At 60.3% G+C, this 21488-nt stretch carries 13 protein-coding genes and 1 CRISPR repeat array (1 of these 14 running past the window's edge); of the genes, 8 read left to right on the top strand and 5 right to left on the bottom strand.

Annotated features, from left to right (window positions below):
- Positions 1-76: 76 nt before the first annotated feature.
- The 6 genes from ACP_RS03660 to ACP_RS03685 all read left to right on the top strand — a co-directional run bounded on the left by ACP_RS03660 (position 77) and on the right by ACP_RS03685 (position 7148).
- Positions 77-2032, top strand: a complete 1956-nt coding sequence (locus ACP_RS03660; protein ID WP_015895934.1) for a heterodisulfide reductase-related iron-sulfur binding cluster — start codon at positions 77-79, stop codon at positions 2030-2032.
- Between the two features lie 200 nt (positions 2033-2232).
- The gene (locus tag ACP_RS03665; RefSeq protein WP_015895935.1) at positions 2233-3003 is read left to right on the top strand and encodes an electron transfer flavoprotein subunit beta/FixA family protein; all 771 of its coding nucleotides are present in this window, start codon (positions 2233-2235) and stop codon (positions 3001-3003) included.
- Positions 3000-3986: an electron transfer flavoprotein subunit alpha/FixB family protein gene (locus ACP_RS03670; protein ID WP_015895936.1), complete on the top strand. Its 987-nt coding sequence runs from the start codon at positions 3000-3002 to the stop codon at positions 3984-3986. Before ACP_RS03665 ends, ACP_RS03670 begins: the two co-directional genes overlap by 4 nt.
- Before the next feature lie 151 nt (positions 3987-4137).
- On the top strand, positions 4138-5310 hold the full coding sequence (locus tag ACP_RS03675) for a DUF6786 family protein (protein WP_015895937.1): 1173 nt from the start codon (positions 4138-4140) through the stop codon (positions 5308-5310).
- 180 nt (positions 5311-5490) lie between these two features.
- A complete protein-coding gene (locus tag ACP_RS03680) occupies positions 5491-6453 on the top strand; it encodes a class II aldolase/adducin family protein (RefSeq protein ID WP_202944486.1) in 963 nt (320 codons plus the stop codon).
- Positions 6454-6710: 257 nt separating this feature from the next.
- On the top strand, positions 6711-7148 hold the full coding sequence (locus tag ACP_RS03685; protein ID WP_015895939.1) for a universal stress protein: 438 nt from the start codon (positions 6711-6713) through the stop codon (positions 7146-7148).
- 740 nt (positions 7149-7888) lie between these two features.
- On the opposite strand, the gene ACP_RS03700 is transcribed toward ACP_RS03685, so the two are convergent.
- Together ACP_RS03700 and ACP_RS03705 are read right to left on the bottom strand one after the other, a co-directional pair.
- Positions 7889-8353 (bottom strand): DUF4126 family protein, encoded by a 465-nt coding sequence (locus tag ACP_RS03700; RefSeq protein WP_015895940.1) that lies wholly within the window; start codon positions 8351-8353, stop codon positions 7889-7891.
- Between the two features lie 123 nt (positions 8354-8476).
- Positions 8477-9055 (bottom strand): TetR/AcrR family transcriptional regulator, encoded by a 579-nt coding sequence (locus ACP_RS03705; protein WP_015895941.1) that lies wholly within the window; start codon positions 9053-9055, stop codon positions 8477-8479.
- A 166-nt stretch (positions 9056-9221) separates the two neighbouring features.
- Here ACP_RS03705 and ACP_RS03710 point away from each other — a divergent pair, with 166 nt between their 5' ends.
- Positions 9222-9689 (top strand): site-specific integrase, encoded by a 468-nt coding sequence (locus ACP_RS03710; protein ID WP_015895942.1) that lies wholly within the window; start codon positions 9222-9224, stop codon positions 9687-9689.
- 307 nt (positions 9690-9996) lie between these two features.
- Here ACP_RS03710 and ACP_RS18790 read toward each other — a convergent pair whose 3' ends face one another.
- From ACP_RS18790 to ACP_RS03725, 3 genes are all read right to left on the bottom strand, one after another.
- Positions 9997-10473, bottom strand: coding sequence for a helix-turn-helix domain-containing protein (locus ACP_RS18790; protein ID WP_169305906.1), 477 nt, complete (start codon positions 10471-10473; stop codon positions 9997-9999).
- A 38-nt stretch (positions 10474-10511) separates the two neighbouring features.
- Complete coding sequence (locus ACP_RS03720; protein WP_015895944.1) at positions 10512-12995, bottom strand: alpha-L-rhamnosidase-related protein; 2484 nt, start codon at positions 12993-12995, stop codon at positions 10512-10514.
- 147 nt (positions 12996-13142) lie between these two features.
- Complete coding sequence (locus tag ACP_RS03725; RefSeq protein WP_015895945.1) at positions 13143-16550, bottom strand: TonB-dependent receptor; 3408 nt, start codon at positions 16548-16550, stop codon at positions 13143-13145.
- 628 nt (positions 16551-17178) lie between these two features.
- Between ACP_RS03725 and ACP_RS03730 the strand changes: the two genes are divergently transcribed.
- Positions 17179-20589 carry a glycosyl hydrolase gene (locus tag ACP_RS03730; protein WP_015895946.1) on the top strand — a complete coding sequence of 1137 codons (3411 nt, stop codon included), beginning with the start codon at positions 17179-17181 and terminating at the stop codon, positions 20587-20589.
- Positions 20590-20876: 287 nt separating this feature from the next.
- A CRISPR array of direct repeats spans positions 20877-21488; the repeat unit is 32 nt; unit sequence GTTTCAATCCACGCGCCCGCGAGGGGCGCGAC; it runs 947 nt beyond the window's last position.

A 21488-nucleotide genomic window follows, 5' to 3' on the forward strand; every position in this document is an offset into this window, starting at 1 on the left:
GCCCACTTCGCAAACGCCCGTCACTCGTGATAAACAGTGAAGTGCCTCCGGCACAGGAAGGTTTGCAAGTCCGCGCATGGCTGTGCCCATTCATCCTCCTGTCCCATTCGTTCCCGTTCTCGCAGCCGCGCTCCCTGTCTACGCGGAACCGGCCCACTTCTCTGCCCTCTCCATGGCTGTGCTGTCGGTGCTCATCGTGGCCTCGGCCGCGCTCTTCTGGGCGCGCTTCGGCAAGGTGGTCACGGTGCTGCGCGCCGCCAAGCCCGACGCGGACTTCTCCCTGCACCCCATCGGCAAGCGCGTCCGCGACTTTGTGTGGGAGGTTCTTTGCCAGGGCAAAGTCATCCAGGAACGGCCCATCCCGGGCCTCGCGCATGCCTTTGTCTTCTGGGGATTTCTCGCCTTCGCGCTCGTCTCGCTCAACCACTTCGCCTCAGGCTATAACCTTGGCTTTCTCTCGGCACACGGCGTTATCGGCGGCTTCTACCTTTACTTCGCCGCCCTCTTCGCGCTGCTCGTCGCCGTGGGAATCACCTGGCTCTTCATCCGCCGCTTCTTTCTGCGGCCACGCTACTTTGGCAGCAAGCTATCGTATGAATCGGGCGTCATCGCGGGCCTCATCTTCCTGCTCATGGCCACCTACCTCGCGGCCTTTTTCACTCCGGCCGGATCCACGGCGGCCGTCGCGCTGTGGTGGGTGCATGCGCTCACCATTCTTGCGTTTCTGCCGCTGATTCCGCACACCAAGCACCTGCACCTGATCCTCAGCCCGGCGACGGTCTTTCTTTCGCGCGGCGAGTTCAGCCGCATTCCGCCGCTGGTCGGCGATGAAGACTTCGGCCTCGTCACCGGCAAAGACGTAACGAAGCTCGCGGCGCTGCAAGCCTACTCCTGCGTGGAGTGCGGCCGCTGCACCGAGCACTGCCCGGCCAACAACACCGGCAAAGAGCTGAACCCGAAGCAGATCGTGCTCGGGCTGCGCAGCTATCTCAACACGCAGGGCCCGGCCAGCGAAGAACCGATCGTCGATGGCAAATATGAGACGCTCCATTCCATCTTTCAATGCACCACCTGCGGCGCCTGCGAATACCAGTGCCCGGTCGGCATCGAGCATCTGCCGCTCATCATCGGCATGCGCCGCGGCACCGTCAACACCGGCGTGTGGGAGGACGATTACGGCGCCAAGCTCTTTCACACCCTCGAGCGCAACGGCAACACGCTGGGCATGAGCGCGAGCGAACGCGACAAGTTCATCCAGCACGCCGAGCTGCCCATCTTCGACGGCACGCAGGAGTATTGCCTGTGGCTCGGCTGCATGGGCGCGTATGACCCCAAGGGCCGCGAAATCATCACGTCCTTCGCACAGGTCATGCGTCATCTCGGAACAACTTTTGGCGTGCTCAAAAAGGAGCGCTGCACCGGCGACCCCGTCCGCCGTCTCGGCAACGACCTGCTCTTTCAGACGCTCGCCGAGCAGAACATCGAAAACCTCGCGCAAAACAAGGTGAAAAAGATCGTCACCATCTGCCCGCACTGCGTGCGCACCATGGCCAAAGACTGGCAGGAGTTTGGCGGCGTCACCGCGGAGATTGAGCATCACAGTGAGTTCATGGCCCGCCATCAAAACGCGCTGCCCAAAGCGGATTCCGGCAAAACCATCGTCTATCACGACCCCTGCTACCTGGGCCGCTATCGCGGCAGCTACGACCAGCCGCGCGAAGTGCTCGCCCGCTCCGGCACGGTGATTGACCCGCCGCGCAGCCATGAGCGCAGCTTTTGCTGCGGCGCCGGCGGCGGACTCGTCTTCCTCGGCGAAGAGCAGGGCGACCGCGTGAGCCACAATCGAGCGAAGGAACTCACCGCCACCGGAGCGCAGATTGTCGGCGCGGCCTGCCCCTTCTGCAACACCATGGTGCGCGATGCGCTCGCCGCCACCAGCGACGCACCGCCCGAACTGCTGGACATTGCGCAGATCGCTGCCCGCTCGCTCCAAAACTCATCCAATGCGCAGGAGAGTTCCGCATCAAGCTAAGAGGTTTCTGTCTCCGATGGAACAAATTCTGTATCAGGGCACGGCTTCAGCCGTGCCGAAATAGCGCGAATCAGAAGTGGGGCTTTAGCCTCTGAGCAAAAGACGATCGAGCTCAAACAGCCATGAGGAGGACGAGCTTCGGCCCGTCCGGGAATGACCACAAAAGAGTGGGGTTCAAGCCCCCGAAGGAGTCCGCAAGCATGAAAATCGTAGTCGCCATCAAACAGGTGCCGGTGCGTGATACCAACGTCCGCATCGGCCCCGACGGCAAATGGATCGAGGAGTCGGATCTCGAATACGAGATCAACGAGCCCGATGCCTACGCGCTCGAAGAGGCGTTGCAACTCAAGGATCAGCACGGCGCTGAGGTCATCGCGCTCTGCGCCGGCCCGGACCGCGCCGGCTCCATCATTCGTGAGGCGCTGGCCAAGGGCGCGGATCGCGCCATTCACATTGAGTGCGACGATCTCGGCACGCTCGACACCCTGGGCGTCGCGCAGCGGCTTGCCGAAGCCGTCAAGACTGAGAGCCCTGACCTCATCCTCACCGGCCTGCAGTCAGACGATCTCGGCCTCGGCCAGACCGGCGTCGTCATGGCCGAAGTCCTGAACATTCCGCACTCCACCATCATCATGCACGTTGAGGTGGAGGGCGCTTCCATCAAGGTCAAGCGCGAGCTTGAAGACGGATGGTTCCAGCACATCCAGATGCCGCTGCCCGCGCTGCTCACCATTCAGTCGGGCATCCATCGCCTGCGCTATGCCACGCTCATGGGCATCAAAAAGGCGAAGACCAAGGAAGTGAAAAAGCTCACTCCCGCTGAACTGGGCGCAACCAGCGCCCCGGCCGTCGCGATTGACCGCGTTTACCTGCCCGAGAAAAAGAAACAGACACAGTTGCTCAAGGGTTCGCCTGCCGAAGCCGCGGCGCAACTGGTCGAAAAACTGAAGTATGAGGTGCGAGTGATATGAGCGGAATTCTGGTCGTTCTGGAACATCGCAACGGCGCGTGGGCGCGCATGTCATGGGAGGCTATGGCCGCCGGGCAACAGCTCGCCGCCATCACCGGCGGCAACGTCTACACCGCCGCTCTCGGCAGTGATCTCAGCGCCCTCACGCCCGAGGCCGCCAGCCATGGCGGAGCCAAACTGCACACGCTCGAAAGCCCGCAGCTTGCGCATTACACGGCAGACGGCTACGTGCTGGCGCTTGAGCAGCTCATTCGTCAGCATCAGCCCGATTTCGTCGTCTTTCCGCACACCTATCAGGTGCGCGACTTCGCGCCGCGCCTGGCCACGCGCTTCGGGCAGGTGCTCATTCCTGACGTGATCGCGCTGCGCGGCGACGGCGGCACGCCCGTCTTCGTCCGGCAACTCATGCAAGGCAAGCTCAATGCCGACTACCGCAAGACCGGCGGTGGCCCCGGCTTTGTCTCCGTGCAGGCCGGCGCTTTCCGTGCGGAAGAGTCCGCCGCGCCCGCACCCGCGGCCATGGAACCCTTCGCCCTTACGCTCGACGCGGCGCAGATTCGCACCCAGCCCGGCGAGCCCTTCCGCGAGTCCACGCAGACCGTCGATCTCGGCTCCGCCCCGGTGATCGTCTCGGTGGGCCGCGGCATCAAGGAGCAGGACAACATTCCGCTCGTACAAGCGCTTGCCGATGCTCTCGGCGCGGAGCTGGCCGCTTCGCGCCCCATCTGCGACAACGGCTGGCTGCCCATGGAGCGGCAGGTCGGCAGCTCGGGCCAGACCGTCGCGCCCAAGCTTTACCTGGCCGTCGGCATCTCGGGCGCGATTCAGCACCTGGTCGGCATGAAGGGCTCCAAGGCCATCATTGCCATCAACAAGGACGAAAATGCCCCCATTTTTGAGGTGGCCGACTATGGCATCGTGGGCGACCTCTTTGAGGTGGTGCCCGCGCTCACCGAGGCCGTGAAAAAGGCAAAATCCGCCTGATGCTCTAAAAAACCGCTTTACTCCATTCCTCCGCCTGCCACATTTTTCACGGCAGGCGGATTTTTATCTTCCCTCCGGCAAGCCGAACGTATCTCCTATCCGTTACTCTGTTAGGGCAAGTTTTCAAGTCCCCTCCCGAGGAACGATCTTCATGTCCGCTGAAATTGCCGGAGAAAAAGAATTGAATTTTGGACAAACCGTTGACGCCGTGCAAGCGGTTACACCGCTGCTGGTGTTGCAGAACGAAAACGATCAGGCTTTGGTCGCCGTATGCCCCACGCTGCAGGGCCGCGTGCTCACCAGCACGGCTCGCGGCACGCAGGGCCGCAGCTATGGATGGGTGAACCACGACCTCATCGCCTCAAAAAAGCATCTCGAACACTTCAACCCTTACGGCGGCGAAGACCGCATCTGGCTCGGCCCCGAGGGCGGCCAGTATGCCATCTACTTCGCGCCCGGCACCTCATTTGATCTGGACAACTGGTATGTGCCCGCGCCGCTTGACATTGAGCCCTTTGAAGTGGCCGAGCAGTCGGCCTCGCATGTGCGGCTCACCAAGAAGTTCCGCCAGGTGAACTACTCCGGCGCCGAGTTTGAGATCGGCCTCAACCGCGTCGTGCGCGTGCTGCCTGCGCATCAGGCCAGCTCCACGCTGCCTGCCGAGCTGCTGCAGGGCGTCTCCACTGTCGCCTTTGAGTCGCACAACGTGCTCACCAATCTTGGCACCCAGCCCTGGACGCGCGAGGGCGGCCTGCTCTCGCTCTGGATCATCGGCCAGTTCAATGCCTCGCCCAGCGCGACCATTGTGATCCCCTTCCACGCGGGCCCGGAAGACAAGCTGGGCACGCCCATCAACACCAACTACTTTGCGCCGCTCGATGAGCAGCGCCTGCGCGTCTTTGACGGCTATGCCTGCTTCAAGGGCGACAGCGGCTACCGCAGCAAGATTGGCGTCAATCCTCACCGCGTCACCGGCCGCCTGGGCAGCTATGATGCCGAGCACAACGTGCTCACCATGGTGGAGCACAGCGTCAATGCGCCCGATGCCGGTTACGTCAACTCCGAGTGGCAACTGCAGGAGCACCCCTACGCCGGCGACGTGGCCAATTGCTACAACGATGGTCCGCGTCCCGATGGCACTCAACTCGGCGCGTTCTATGAGCTGGAGTCCTCGTCTCCGGCCGCGGCGCTCGCCCCCGGAGCCACCATTGAGCACACGCACCGCACCCTGCACTTTGAGGGTGACAAGGCCAGGCTCGACGCCATTGCGCGCGCGGCCTTCGGCGCATCCCTCGACGAGATTGCCTCGGCCCTGCCCGCGTAATCTTCCCCCGCTGCGCCCGTCCTTTGCCAGCCGTTTCAGGAAAGGATGGGCCTGCGGGCGGGGAGCATACGGCACACTCCCGCAGAAAATTTTGCGGCTCCCCATATGCATTCATCACACATTCCACGGTGACCGCATAGACTGGTGCGGGGGTGGCCCTTGGGTACCATGGAAGTAGTCATGCAGAAATCGCAGTCTGAACACATCGCAGACCTGTTGCGCGAGACCATCGAGCGCTGCCTGGCGGCTGGCCACGCGCAGGGTGCCCCGGGCGGCTTTGACGATCTGTTTCATGCCCCCGAGACGGCCGCGCTCAAAGAAGAAGTGGTGCGCGCGGGCCGCAAGCTGTGGGAGCGCCAGTATGTGGACGGCAACGGCGGCAACATCTCCGTGCGGCTGCCGGGCGACATGATTCTCTGCACCCCGACCATGATGAGCAAGGGCGACCTGCGCGCCGATGAGCTCTGCCTGGTTGATCTGGACAACAAGCTGTTGTGCGGCTGCCGTCCGCAGACGAGCGAAATTCTGCTGCACCTGGAAATCTACAAGGCCGTGCCCGAGGCCAGGGCCGTCATCCATTGCCACCCGCCCTATGCCACAGCTCATGCGCTGGCTGGCGTGGTGCCGCCGGGCAATCTGCTGTCGGAGCAGGAGATCTTCATTGGCCCCGTGGCGCTCGCGCCCTATGAAACCCCCGGCACCCCGGCCTTTGCCGCCACCGTGCTGCCCTACGTGCGCAACCACAACACCATTCTGCTGGCGCACCACGGCATCGTCTGCTGGGCCGACACCGTCACCCATGCCGAGTGGTACACCGAGGTCATTGAGACCTATTGCAAGACGGTCATGATCGCGCGGCAACTCCAGCCCAACCTGGAGGAGATTCCGGCGGCCAAGATTCAGGAGATTCTGGCGCTCAAGCAGCGCTGGGGCCTGCCCGACGCCCGCCTGAGCGCGGAACCAAAAGCGCAGCCCTGCGCCCCGGCCGCACCCGCGAAGGCCCACGCCGCCGCGGCCCGCAACGGCCACCATGCTGCCGCGCGGAATGGCCATGCGGCCGGCCAGAGCGCACGCTATCGCCCCGAGGTGGAAGCACTGATCGCCGAGTTTACGGAGCGCATTCTGCGGCTGGCCGAAGAGTAGCCGAGCCGGTCTGCGGCGCTGGGCCTGCGCTGGACCTGCACGGGACCGGAGCTGGGCCTGAGCTGGCGCGGAGCCGGACTGCACTTGGACAGCGCTGGCGCTGGACCGGACTGCACTTGACCAGCGCTGGCGCTGAGCTGGGCCTGCGCTGGCCGTGACCGCCGGGCGCATCCGCCGCGAAGTCCGCGAATCCATCGTGCGCTGCGGCGACTCCAATAGGAGTTTGCGGCTCCTTGCCGCCAGGAGCAGAACGGCCCATGTTCCAGCGCATTCTCATCGCCTATGATGGTTCCCCTGAATCGAAAAAAGCTCTCGAAACCGGCATTGCGCTCGCCCGCGAGCTGAAGGCTGACACCAGCCTCGTCTCTGTGATTGAGCCGCTGCCCGGTTACATCGCGCTGGCCGGCAGCGTGGAGCCTTCTTACCCGGCCGAACTGATCCGTGAACACCGCGAGAAGCTCGGCGCCATGCAGGCCGAGGTCAAGCAGAAGGCCGCGCAGAGCGGCATGGAGATTGACACCCTGCTGGTCGAAGCGGGGGAGGCCGAAGGCGTGCTCGAAGCCGTGCGCGAGACCCAGGCCGGCCTGCTGGTGGTGGGCCTGCGCCCGCACGACCACACGGTCGAGTTCGCCGGAACGCTGCGCCGCATCGCCAACCAGATCCACTGCCCGGTGCTCGCCGTTCCCTGCCACTGAGAGGCTCCCAAAGGGGCGCAAAACCGGAATGTGAATCCGAATTCACATATTTTCCGGAATTGCGCCCTGCAAGGGGCTTGCATGCGACTACAAGTGGCCTATTTTCAATGCCTTGCGCCTGCGCCGAGTGCAACGTGAATGCCTATTCACATTTTGCATGTTTTTTTTGAGGCCTACAGGAGAGCAGTGGCGGATCAGTAGCTATCCTTATGCAATATAAAGACTTACGGGAGATAACCTGTGCAGCGGATATTGTGAACAGAGATTCACATTTTCGGGCGCGAATGGGCCTGGAATGGCTTGAGGAGACCGAAGCTGGATGGTGTGAAGCCGACTCGAACGATGCCCGCCGGCTCGCCGCCGCAAGCCACTCTGGACTGGCGGGGAGGAACATCTTCTGAGGGACGGAAGCGAGTTGGAGCCCTACTTCTATGGTAGCGAAGGGAGGGGGTATTTCCGGCCGTTTGGGTGGCTCGATGAGAAGAAGGATGCCGGGCGGGCGGGAATTCCGGGAGAATTCGTCGTGGGTGAGCGATTTGACGATTTGGCAATAATTGACATCATGGCTATGGGCGCCCTCGGTTCGTGGCGGGTGAGCATTGCGGAGATGTAAGCCGCGCGCCTGCCAACTCCCTCCCAGGAAACCGCCGCCGGCTCCTCACCGGCGGCATCTCATTTCACCCACAAGAGAGAATCAATCCATCACTTCCCGTGGGCGCGTTTCTCGTTGCGGAGTCGCTTTAGCGAAGCATTGCGATGGCCACGAAAGCCAGAGCGACAGCGAGAACATCTTCAAGCAGGGCGGCGGGCAGATCGCGGCCGAACAGCTTTGCAGCAAGAGCTCTGCCTTTGGCACCGGCGAGTGTTCCAACCACGCTGCCGATAATGCCAACCAGAGCGCCCATCACAGGGTTCCCCTGCGAGAGCCCAATGGCCGAACCGGTGAGAGCGCCAATAACGATACGGGCGCCGAACTGCGGGGGAACGAGGCGGCTGGGAGTTTTGGGAAACTTATCGTTGATGATTTCTCCGATGGCCAGCACGCTCGAGATGTAGGACGTGATGCGATTACCTAAAAACGAGACCCAGGTTCCCTGAAGTGGGAGGTGCTGGCCGCTAGCTGCCCAGCTTACTGCGGCAAGACCCACGAGAGCGCGCAGACCACAAGCGACCCCCAACACGAAAGCGGCGATGAGAAAAGACATGTCATTCTCCTTGGAGCGGCGATTCAGTGAATCGACAGGTTATGGGCACAGCCCGTTCAAACGTAATTACCTACTAGTAGGTAGACATGGAGAGAAAGAAGTTGTAGGCTGAAGTTCAATACCTCATTTTGAAGGATGAAAGCGCTCCAGAGCGCCTTTAGTAATTGAGGTGAAGACAGCCGGCGAACCCAAGGCCCGTGCGGAGATCATGGCTCCATGCACCAGCGCCACGAAGCTCTGTGCCTCCACTTCCGCAGTCTGCTCCAGGTGGATATCTCCGCGGCGGCTCCCTTCATTCAAGGTGGCTCGGATCCACGAGACGAGATATTTAAAGTGCAACTGTACTTCGGTCTGGATCTCCTCGGGCAGAGCCGGGAGTTCCGTACTGAGCAAAGCCGCGATACAGATCGGCCGATTGTTGCTCTTGACACACTCCGCCCAATACTGGAGATACAGTTTAATGCGCTGTAGCGGATCGGCCATGTTGCGGTCCAGACCTCCCGCAGCCTCGGCAAGTTTTGCCCGATATTGCTTCAGTGTTGCCACCACAAGATCGATCTTGGAGGGAAAGTGATGATGAATACTGGCTTTGCGGATGCCGACCACGTTGGCAATATCTGCATAACTAAAGCCAAAATATCCCCTTTCGGCAATCAGGTCATGTGCCGTTTCACGGATTCGGACTGCGGTATTGTTGTCCATGTCTCATCAGACTACCTACTAGTAGGTTTCGTTGCAATTTTTCTCGTTAAAGTTCGCTCGACGTGCTTTACCGTCAAAGTGGTCGAGAGTTCACTCCCGGTAAGCCGGCTTCCGGAGAGGAATCCACCGGCCGTTATCAACTGGCGAGAACGACCCAACGCACTCATTGAGCAATCTGGTTGCGCCTAAGAGTGTTGGCGACTATTTAGAACGTATCCGTGCCATCTCGAAAGCCACAGGACCGGAGGGTAGAGTCTTTACCAACTTCACGGGCAAGCCCGCAAAATCTCTTTACACCAGTCTGATTGCCGACCTTCTGAACGAGGCAAATTTGCGCGAAGGCACGCAGGGCGTTCCGAGATCGACGTATTGCTTCCGGCATACCTATGCCACGCTCCGATTGCAGGAAGGCGTGGACGTGTATTCCCTTGCCGAGCAAATGGGGGCTTCCGTTCACATGATTGAAAGTCACTATGGGCATGTGAACACGATCAAGCACGCTGACCGCGTATTGCAGGGCATGGCCGGATGGGAGTTGCCGCATCCGGACGTGGACGTTACCAGGGCTAAAGCGTCGAAGGCGGCAGAGACGCACGATAAATCCAAGCGAGGTCAGCACCGCAGGGCAGGCTGACCATGAATCTCTCCCGAAGCCGTCTTTGGCCGGAGCCGTGGCGGAGGCTTCCCGATCTTCAAAGCTAATGACTTCGGATATTCGTTCTGATTTGCCGCGCCCCGCCGGGGCGTTCTTAGCGGCAAATCTCAGCGCACGAGCCGCCGTTGGCGGTGTTCTTCGTGCGGCGTTGTAATCCTTACCTCTGATGCCTCAAGGATTCCAGATGTATGGTCCCGGCATTTGATACTGCGCGGCATCATTCCGCACGCGGATCACGATGGCCAAGCGCAATTATTTACTCAGCAATTGCTCTATTCTGCCTGCCTCACTTGCCCGCCCTGTACCGCGTCGTGCGGATCCTTTTCACTTTGAAGCATTTCAGTTTGGCCCCTCCCAGCTTGTCATCCGCCGTCCCGTGACGGCTCTCAGTCGCCGGTTGCCCGCGATCCGCTGGCGCGCGCATCATGCCCGATCCTTTCTCGATCACTCCATGGACGAGCAGCGTTCGAAGAATCCGGTACACCGTAGCCTGCGGATATCCCAGCAAGTCATGGATCTCGCGGGCGCTGACCGGCCGCTCGCTCCCTTTGATCAATTCCAGAATCGTAAGAGCCTTGCTCAGTACCGGGATGATGTACGTTCGCGCAGTGTTCCCGGCGACTTGTTCGTCTGCTCCAGCAGGCGCAAGTTCACAGATACCCTTTCTGCGAAAAAGCGGCTTTCCCTCTTCGAGTAGTTCCTTCTTCCACGCTCGGCTTGCCAACTCGAACACCCCCTGCCTTTGGCGAAGCTGTCCCTTCACCGCCAAATTTCAGCCCAGCACCGGCAATAGATCGCCTGTCAACTAGCGCCGGTCACCACGTAGTGTCCCTCTCCGCGCAGCTCCACCATTCGGCGTCCGCCGCCGGCAGCGATGCTGGGCATCGGCTTGCCGTTCACCTTCAGGCCCGCGCCGTTCGTCCCTACCGGCACTGCCACCTGTGCCTCCACTCCCGCCGGAAGATCGATGGCCGTTACGTACCCGTCACTATTACGAATCGACACCTTGAGCAAGCCATGCGGCGTCGGCTCGCTGCCCCGCGCCCACTTTAGCCCCATCAGATCCGGCCGAATGCTGACCTTGGAGAACCCACCGGCGGTCGGCTCAATCCCTAGCATCTGCGCCATCAGCCAGGGTGTAACGCCGCTGGACCATCCATGTGCCAGGCTCACCGCAAAGCCGGACATGTTGTCCGCTTGCAGTGATTCATGAAAGTCCATCCCCTTATACCAGGTAGGATCGTAGCCCTCCCAATAACTGGTAGCGCCTTCCTGAACCATTCCTCCCCAATACTTCCGAATCCATCGCAGCGCCACATCCGGGTGCCCCATCTTCGCCATCGCGCTCACGACGTAGAAGTTGTAATACGGGGTAATGATGTACGGGTGATATTCCTCGCGTCCCACGTCAGCAAGAGCATTCTTCCATATCGCCGCATATTGATCCTTGCCGGCTACTCCTGACAAAACCGCATACGCATTCGGCTGCCATCGGCTGCCGAACGAGCCCTGCGCATCCAGCATGGAGTGCTGCGCCGCGGCCATCAATGCGTGCGCCTTAGCCTCCATGCGGCTGGCGTTGTTCTTGTCATGCAGGATGTGCAGCAGGTATGCCCCATCTTTGAAGGCCGCATAATACTCAAACTGCGTTGCCATGCGCGTCTGCGCATCATAGCCGTTCATTCCCGGCGACCAGTCCACAAAGGGCCACGCATGCGAAAGGTCGGAGAAGAGATTTTGCTGGTTGAGATCCTTCGCCATGTAATCCAGCAACTGCACCATGCGGCTGTGCACGCTTTCCAATTGCTTCATCGACCCGAAATGCAGGTAATACTCCGTCTCGGCCGTAATCCAGAAAGCGGAGTAACCCGGAATCTCGTTCACATGCTGTTCAACCGGAGCCGCTCCAATCAGGCGGCTCAGCGTGTCTTCCATCAGGAAGTGGTCTCCGAATACATCATCGATGGTTCGGCCGCTGACATCCAGGTCTCCGATCCAGCGGCGACGGTCGCGTTTAGGCGCGTCCCAGATATCGTCCTGCATACACAGGTGCGCCGTGTAGGCGCCGATCGCCCACATTTTGTTTAACTCTGCGTCAGAGGACTCGAACGATCCCTGGTATTTGACCGGATACGCAATGCCATCAAGCCGTATCGAGCGAAAGCGCGTTTCCCGCCCGCCGGTAAAGCGTACCACGGCGTATCGAAAGGCACTCTTCGGACCAAAGGCCGTTCCATGCGGTGGAAGATAAATGGGATCCGCACCAAGATACGGCTGCTTGATCGCTTCCTCCTCTGACTCTCCGTACTGCACCACAACTTGCGCCGGTGAATCCGACGCCGATTGCAATTCGATCCGGCCGGTCACCTCGCGGCCAAAGTCCAGCAACAATTGGGGCGCATCCTGCAGCGGCACCTCCTGCGTCGGCAGCGTAACGGTTAGCGCGGTATTCGTGGCATTTCCGCCGAGACTTTGCGCGCCATCTATCTTTCCCACGCCCCGGTACACATGGCTCACCTTCACCGCGCGAAGGTTGTAGTGCGCAAGAAAAGGAGAGATGCCGTCATAGCCCGGCCATGCATACATGCCGGCATCGGCATTGCCCTGAAACAGATCGATCGAGCTCTCAATTCCTCCGAGGTCGTTGACCGCGCTCCAGCCGGAATCATCAAACTCCGGCATTTCCCAGTCTTTGGGCTGAGCCTGCAGTGTCGCCTTCCACCGCCCGTCGCTCATTACCAGCGGAGGCGCCTGCACTCCGCGGGCGGCGGGCACAATCATCGCGGCCAGAACGCGTCCAAACGACTGCTGCCGGCTGATCCAGTCTTCATTCTGGTTGGTCGCATCCGGCCCTCTCTCCGCCTCAATCGCCACGACATTCTTTCCGCTCCGCAGCGCGCCTGTTACATCGCATGCATACACCCGAATCCCAATCGGGATATCGAGATTCAAAGCAAACTCGCCAACCTTCTTTCCATTCACATAGATCCGCGCCTCGCGAGGTCCGGCGACATACAACGTCGCGTGCTCCGGGAGACTGCCCACGTTGAATGCGCGCCGGAAATAGTGCGGACCAAGGTCCTCGCCACCCATCCTGCTCGCAGGGGTCGCCAGGTTTTCACGCCCCGGCAAAACGTCCGCCTTCGTCCAGATGTAGTGCTCCGGCAGCGGCTGATGCAGTGCTGACTCAAGCTGCGACTGCGCAAGGTTGCGAGCCGGATCCAGATCTGCATCCGGAATCTTCGTCGGCCCGTTGGCCGGGTTTCCCATCTGGGCCACCGCCATGCACCCACTCCCCAGCAAGGCCATCAAGAACACAATCCTCTGCCTGCGACCCATCCATTCCCCTCCACTCTCGTCACGATTAGTTTTGAACTGATCGGCAATAAGCCGGGGCAAGCGCCATCATCGGTCCTCGCCCCACCACGGATATCAATAAACCAGCTTCAATGAGAACTCGAGAATTCTCGGGTCACCTGCATTGGTCACCTGTCCATAGCTGCCATCGCCCACCCCGGTATCCACAGAGCGAAAGTTCGGATGGTTCGCCACATTGAACGCCTCGGCCCTGAACTGCGCATGCAGACGGCTCACCAGCGGCCAGGTCTTCTGCAGCGCCACATTCAGCGACGTGTACGCGGGTCCACGAATTGTGCCGTTCCGCGCATCTCCGAAGAATCCATATGCCGGTGCCGCAAAGTCGGTGGTATTGAACCACTCATTCAGCCTGCCCACCTTCGAGTAAGCCTTCACCTGATCCGGGCGAATCGCCAGGCCGCGGGTCGTCGTGCCCATACCGGGGCTCATCGCAAATCCGCTCTGGTGCAATGCCAGTCCCGAAAAGCTCCAGTCCCCCAGCAACGCCTGCATCGCATGGCCGCTGTGGTCAAAGATTGGAATCCGGTAGACCCACGTCGCCGTAAGATCGTTCGTAAAGTCATAGGAAGGCGGACCATACTCGGCGTGAAAATTGCGCGGATTCTGCGCCGGCGTCGACTGCGATCCAGCCGATCCCGCACCGTGTGCGCCGATCGTCCCAAGCGTCTTCTGGTAGGTATATGCCACCGTGAGCTGCAGGTTGTTCGTCCGGTAACGAAGAGAGGATTGCAGCGAGTTGTAATTCGAGGACCCTTCATCGTACTCGTTATTCATCGTGCTGTAGCCCTTGTAAGGACGCGTGTAGTCTTCTGAAGCCAGCCCGACGTTGATGCAGGGATCGAAGTCATACCGGCTTGACGCCGCCTGGCCGGCCGCCAGGCATCCGGACGTGCTGGGCGCCGTCACCGGCAGCGGAAAGTTGAAATCGTAACCGCCTTGGTATGTCATCAGGTGACGCCCCAGGCTTCCCGTGTAGGCAACGGATGCAATCATGTTCGGAATGATCTGCTGCTCTAACGTCAGGCTGTAGGTTTGAATTTGCGATGGCGTAAAGTTCAGGGGAACATTGTCCAGTGTCTGCGTGGTGGGCGCAGCCTGCGTCCCCGCTGTTCCGTTGCTCAGCAGGCTGTTCAAAATATTTGCACTCTGGTTGAATGGCGGGTTCTGCCCGAATGCGTTATAAATCTGCTCGAGCGGAATGCGCGAATACCCGATCCCGTATCCGCCACGCACAGAAGTCTTGCCGTTGCCGAACACGTCGTAGGCAAATCCCACGCGTGGCGCGAAGTTTGTCTTCTTCGGGATAAAGAAGCCGCTCGGCACTCCGTTCTTCCCCGCAAACTCCAGGCCATTCAACAGATTCGCTACCGTTCCGCTTGAAGTCACCGGCTCATTCTGAGCGTTTACCTGCAGGCTGCCATCCACGTTCACGACCGGTGCCTGGCTTGCGTCATACAACGCCGGATTGAACGTGGTCACCTCATCACCGCTTACCGTGTCGTTTGAGAAATACACCCAGCGCACACCCATGTTGAGCGTCAGCCTTGGCATCACATTCCAGTCATCCTGCACATACCAGGCACCTTGCCGATAGTGGTAGCTGCCAAGCTTCTGCGAGCTTGCCTGGCTGTAGCTGTTGTCCAGGCCAAGCAGAAAGTCCGCGGCCGGATCGCCTGTATGCACGCCGGTAAAAGTGAACGAGCCCTGCGGATTGGTAAATACATTCTGCCGCTTGATCCCGAACATGTAGAGCAGCCCCGCCTGAATCACCTGCTTGCCGTGAACCCAATTCAGATCATCCTGGATCACGCCCTCCCCATCCGATGCCGTAATCGGCTCCGAACTTACGCCGAAGCCTGACCATCCACTCGATATGCTCACATTCGGCATGCGGCCCAACGTAGGAGCATTCGGGAACTGCTGCTGAATGCTGACCCCGCTCGGCAACTTACCGCCGGTCAGCGTATTGATGCGTGGCTTGTCATAGGTCTCGGCCAGGCTCACCGTGTTCATCAGATTCGGCGTAACTGTCGATTGCAGCCGGATCAGACCGTTGAATGCGGTCGTGTAGTACGAGTCTGTGGTGGTGGTGTAAGGCATCCCGCCCCACGTGTCATAGGGAAAACCATTTTTTACTTGCTCGTACATGATGCGGCCCGTCAATTGCGTCTTCATCGGCAATTGCTGATCCAACCGGTAAACGTAATCCACCTGGCTCGTGGTCAGTGGATTGCCATTCACGTAGTTTAGAAAGCCACCCGCTTGATTATTCGGCTGGGGCATGTAGGTCTGAATTAGCGACGCCGCCACCGGATCGAAGCACGTCGGATTGATCGTAGTAGGTCCGGTCAGGCAGCCTGTCTTCCCTTCTGACGCCAGCAGCGCTTGGCTGTGTGCATCAATCGCAAGTGCCTTCGAAGACGGCAGGGTCGGGCTCGCGCTGAAGTCTCCATTGCGCATTGCATCGGTAAACACCGATCCGCGCGATACCTGCCCCGCGCTGATCACATACCACTGATTCGAAGCAAAGAAGAATGTCTTGCGATTCCTGCGCGTGTTGTAAACCCCCGGAATCACAACCGGACCGCCCAGCGTGTAACCGAAGATGTTCTGATGAAGAGGTTCCTTCGATGTCGAAAAATAGTTATTCGCATCGAATGCGCTGTTGCGGAGAAAGTCCCAGGCATCACCATGAAACTCCCGCCCCCCAGCCTTGGTCTGCACCACGATCTGCCCAGATCCGGCAAACCCATACTGCGCGCTGTAGTTGTCCTTCAGCACACTGAACTGCGAGATCGCATCCACAATCGGCAGGATGTTGATGTTTGAGAGATTTCCCGAGTTCATGTTGTACACTCCGTCAATCGTGTACGTCGTGTACTCGGTCGACTGCCCGTTCACAATCAGCGTCGTTCCGCCCTCGAGGCCCCCGCCGTTCAGCGAATCGGCGCCCGCCGTGCTGCTTACGCCCGGAATCGAAATACCGAGGGTCTGAAAGTTCCGCCCATTCAGCATCAGGTTGCTGATCTGCTTGCTTGAGATCGTGCCGCCGCTCTCTGACGTCTGCGTATTCACCTGGAGCGCGTTCGCATTCACTACCACCTGCGAAGAAACATTGCCCACCTTCAGCATCGCGTTGTTAGCCAGACGCTGCCCCGGCGACAACTGCAGGTTGGAGAAAACCGCGGCCTGAAATCCCTGATCTGTCACTTTGACCGTGTACTGGCCCGCATCCAGGTCCTCGGCGGAGTAGTAGCCATCCGCATTCGTCGTCAGCGTCTTGGCAATTCCCGTTGAAGTATTCGTCACCACGACCGTCGCGCCCGGCACCGCAGCTCCCGTCGGGTCGGTGACCGTGCCGCTGATAGCCCCCAGGTTAGCCTGGGCATTTGCTCTCAGAGTCGATAGCGATACCACCAACAGGACTACGAGCAGGAGGTTGCGGATTGTTTGCGCTTGCATGTCGGCCTCAGTTTCAGTATTGAAAAACTTTACGGACTGCAACCTATGCTCACGCGGGTTGCAATGTCAAGCGCCATTTCGAAGGAAAGTTTTCGCGGCTTGCTCGCGGCCTACCGGGAGGGACCTAAAAGACGTTTTATCTGGCGATTACAAGTCACCTGCGTCGCAGGACATAAATATCTTGCTTCCGAAGCGCCATGCACTATTCGCGCTCACAGTTCCCCGTTCCGTCGCGGATTAACTCCTCGCAAGTGGTCATACCACCTGGCTTTTAGCCTTCTTACAGCCATCCTAACCGGGCCTCACATTTAGAAATATTGATTAGCTCACCGTTATCTATCATTGGCCGCCACCTACTCTCTTCGATGACCCCGTGCGAATCAATGCTTCCCCGTCCCCGGCAGCAGAATGTTCCCCGCCCCCCCGGAACCGTCGCAAACTGGCCCGGACAACTCAACTTCAATAGGGACTTTAATTACACTCTGTACGGCTGACGCGCATATTGAATGAGGAATTATTTTATTTACGGATATTGAGACGATGTGCTAGCGTGAACCGCGTTCTGGTATCCATCCCACATCCAGGCTTTCCAGATTTCTGACCTTCTTGCCGATCGGAGCCGAATAACATGCATCGCTCTCAGCTCGTCGTGGCCGCCGCCGCAATGTTGTTCATTCCTGTCTTTGCCCACGCGCAAAGCCCGGCCACTGCTTCCGCTAGTACACCCGCGACGCTCCGCTCCGGCTTCTCGACGCCGCCCGAGAGTGCCCGCCCGCGCGTCTGGTGGCATTGGATGAACGGCAACATATCCCGGCAGGGCATTCGTCTCGACCTTCAGTGGATGCACAGCATCGGCCTCGGCGGCGTCACCACCATCGATGCGTCGCTCTCCACTCCTCAGGTCGTCAAGCAGCGCGTCGTCTACATGACGCCCGCCTGGAGGAGCGACTTTCTTTATGCCACCCGGCTGCTCGAACAGTTCGACATGAAAGAGTCCATCGATAGTTCCCCTGGCTGGAGCGAGACTGGTGGCCCCTGGGTCAGGCCCTCCCAGGGAATGAAAAAGTATGTCTGGAGCACGATCGTCGTTCAAGGCGGTCGCCGATTCGACCAGAAGCTCCCGCATCCTCCGTCCGAAACCGGTGCCTTTCAGGACGAAACCATTCACGACGTCCTTGGCTCCAGCAGTGGCGACCGCACCATCCCCCATTACTATGAAGACTCTGTGGTGGTCGCCTACCGTATCCCAGCAGACGACGTGCCGCTTGCCTCTCTGCATCCGCAAATCACCGCCAGCGGCGGCCACCCAGACTATGCCCTGCTCACTGACGGAAATCTCACCCGGACGACCTCGCTCGCAATTCCTCCCCAGGGGCAGGACGCCTGGATCAGATATGCGTTTTCCCACCCCGTGACTATCCGCGCCATCACCCTCGTCACCCAGAATCCCGACCGCATCGTCTCCATGATCTACGGCATAGCGGCTCCGAAAAAGGTGCTCGAGGCCAGTGATAATGGTCAGACCTGGCGCACAGTAGCCCGACTCGATACGGGCGACTCCCCCGAGACCACCATCTCCTTTGCGCCGGTCACGGCCCGGTATTTCCGGGTGACCTTTCATCGCGGCATCGCCCCGCCGCCCCCGGCCTGGGCCAAGGGCGTGGATCCCAGATCCTTCGGGCTGAAAGCCGAAACGGCGCCTACCGGCTATAAAATCGCAGAACTGGTCCTGCACACTGGCGCCCGCGTCAATCATTTTGAGCAGAAGGCTGCATTCGTGCCCACTGCCGGCCTTGATCGTTTTCCCACGCCTGCCTACGCCTCCGACGCCGCGGTCAGACCTGCAGATGTGATCGACCTCACCTCAAAGGTCAAAACGGATGGCACGCTGGACTGGACGCCGCCGCCGGGGCGCTGGGCCATTCTCCGCTTCGGCTACAGCCTTCTGGGCATCACCAACCATCCCGCAACCATCGAGTCCACCGGACTCGAAGTCGACAAGCTCAACGGCAACGACGTTCACCAATACATGGAGGCCTATCTCGATAGCTACAAGAGCGCGGTCGGCGCCGCCAACATGGGCGCACGCGGCATCACCAGCGTCACCAATGACAGTTGGGAAGCCGGGTCGGAAAACTGGACCGGCGACATGATCCAGCAATTTCGTAAGCTTCGCGGTTACAATCCCATTCCCTGGATGCCCGTGCTGACCGGCGTTGTGGTCGGCAGCCCCGCACAAAGCGACCGCTTCCTCTGGGACTTCCGCCAGACCATAGGCGACCTCATTGCCACCCAGCATTTCGGCGTCATTCAAAAGGTGCTCGATCAGTGGCATCTTACCCATTACTGCGAATCCGATGAAAGCGGTCGCGCCTTTGTCGCCGACGGCATGCGCGTCAAAAAACACTGCCAGGTTCCGATGGGCGCCATGTGGACGCAGACGCTCAGCACCAACAATGTTCAGTACAACTACAACGCCGACGATCGTGAGTCCGCGTCAGTGGCCCATATCTATGGGCAGAACCTGACTGCGGCCGAGTCCATGACAGCTGCCGCCGATCCCTGGGCCTGGTCCCCCGCGACGCTCAAGCCAACCGCAGATCAGGAGTTCCTCAACGGCATCAACCGCTTCTTCATCCACGAATCAGCTCACCAGCCGCTGCTGAACAAGAAACCGGGGCTCACGCTCGGGCCTTTCGGTCAGTGGTTCAACCGCAATGAAACATGGGCTGGCGAAGCCAGCCCATGGATTCGCTACCTGGCCCGCAACAGCTATATGCTTCAGCAGGGCCGCTTCGCTGCGGACATACTCTATTACTACGGTCAGGACACCAACCTCACCGCGCTTTATCACGACCGCTCGCCCAACCTGCCCAATGGGTACGACTTCGACTACGCCGACGCCGATGCCCTTCTGCATGTGCTCGGCGTCAACGCTGCCGGCGAAATCACTACCCCAGGCAAAGTCACCTATCGCATCCTTGGCCTCAACCAGAACAGTCGTCACATGTCACTGCCAGTGCTGGAGGCCATCCATCGGCTTGTCATGCAGGGCGCCACCGTCGCCGGACCCAAACCCACCAGTGACCCCAGCCTCTCCGACGACCAGGCGCAATTTCATGCCCTCGCAGATCAGCTCTTCGGGGATGGAACCGGCATTCACCATCTCGGCAAAGGCACCGTCTATGCCGGGTCCACCGTCGCCGAAGCACTTGTTGCCATGCAGGCCGCGCCCGACTTCGACTGCATCCCAACCGTGCCGGGTGCCAATGTCAAATTCATCCATCGCAAACTGCCCGACGGCGACATCTACTTCCTTGACAACCGCAGCGATGCCCCCGCCACGGTTGAGGCCAGCTTCCGCGTAGACGGGCGCATCCCCGCGCTCTGGCACTCTGACACCGGCAGCATCGACTCCGTCAGCTACACCATTGCCAACGGCCGAACCACCCTTCCGCTACACTTCGCACCGTGGGGAACTGTCTTTGTCGTTTTTCGCGGCCATACCACCAAGCACTCCTGGACGGCGCCCGCCCGGGACACCGAGCAACTGGCGACCCTTCACGGACCCTGGAAAGTCAACTTCCCGCCAGACTGGGGCGCGCCGCCGTCCATCACACTCGACACGCTGGCCTCATGGAGCGATAACCCCGATTCCGGCGTCAAATATTTCTCCGGAACCGGCACTTATACCCGCACGCTCCAGGCGCCGGCATCCTGGTTCCGGCACGGCGCACATATCTGGATCAATCTGGGAGTCGTCAGGAATCTGGCCGAGGTCTCCGTCAACGGCGAGTCCCTCGGCATCGTGTGGCACACTCCCTACCGCCTCGACGCCACCTCAGCCCTGCACCCCGGCAGCAACACCCTCACCATCCGGGTCACCAACGCATGGGCGAATCGCATCATTGGAGATCAGCAGCCCAACGCGGCGAAAAAGTACACCTTCACCGACTACCATCCCTACCACGCAAATTCACCCTTGCAGCCCTCCGGTCTGCTGGGGCCGGTGACCGTCGACTCCGTCACGACGCGCTAGGGATCGTGGATGGCGTCTCACCGCAAGCGCAGGGGGCTTCGGCCGGATTGCTCCCGGACCTTGGCCCCTTTGAATCCGCAACTGATGCTTGCCCCCTGCTGGGACTTCGACATCCGCTACGCAGCCGTAACGATCATGCCCCGCAAACCATCCGCGCTCTCCCTGCATTGACCTCGTCACTCCACCATCCGGAGATGCCATTATCGAAGCCGTACTTGATCGGACGTTTTGCGCTTCCCATCCATGCGGGGGCTGTATTCTGCCCGCAACGGCCGCCCCTGCAGAGGGTTTCGATCCACGCGTCCGCGAGGGGCGCGACGGCGGCTGGCAGCGATGGCCGAGTTATTGTTGTTCGTGTTTCAATCCACGCGCCCGCGAGGGGCGCGACGGTTTCGATGCCCTATTTGCTGCGATGGGGAGATGGTTTCAATCCACGCGCCCGCGAGGGGCGCGACCGTGCCACTGAGATCGAGAGAGCCTTCCACGCTCAGTTTCAATCCACGCGCCCGCGAGGGGCGCGACGTGTCAGTGTAGCCGCTGCCGCCGTTGGTGATCGAGTTTCAATCCACGCGCCCGCGAGGGGCGCGACAAAATGCGGCTGAACGTTCTCGAGGCCAACAGCGGTTTCAATCCACGCGCCCGCGAGGGGCGCGACGTTGGTCGCTGCTCCGGTTGGCGATGAAGTGTTGGTTTCAATCCACGCGCCCGCGAGGGGCGCGACATGGATGTAGATGTCCGAAGCATTCGCACAAGTGGTTTCAATCCACGCGCCCGCGAGGGGCGCGACGGGTGTCAGCGGCGAAGTTGAGACCATCGGCCGTGTTTCAATCCACGCGCCCGCGAGGGGCGCGACGGCGGTTTGGCCGATCTGCGCATTGGCCGGCAAGTTTCAATCCACG

The sequence above is a fragment of the Acidobacterium capsulatum ATCC 51196 genome (assembly GCF_000022565.1).
GTDB lineage: Bacteria > Acidobacteriota > Terriglobia > Terriglobales > Acidobacteriaceae > Acidobacterium > Acidobacterium capsulatum.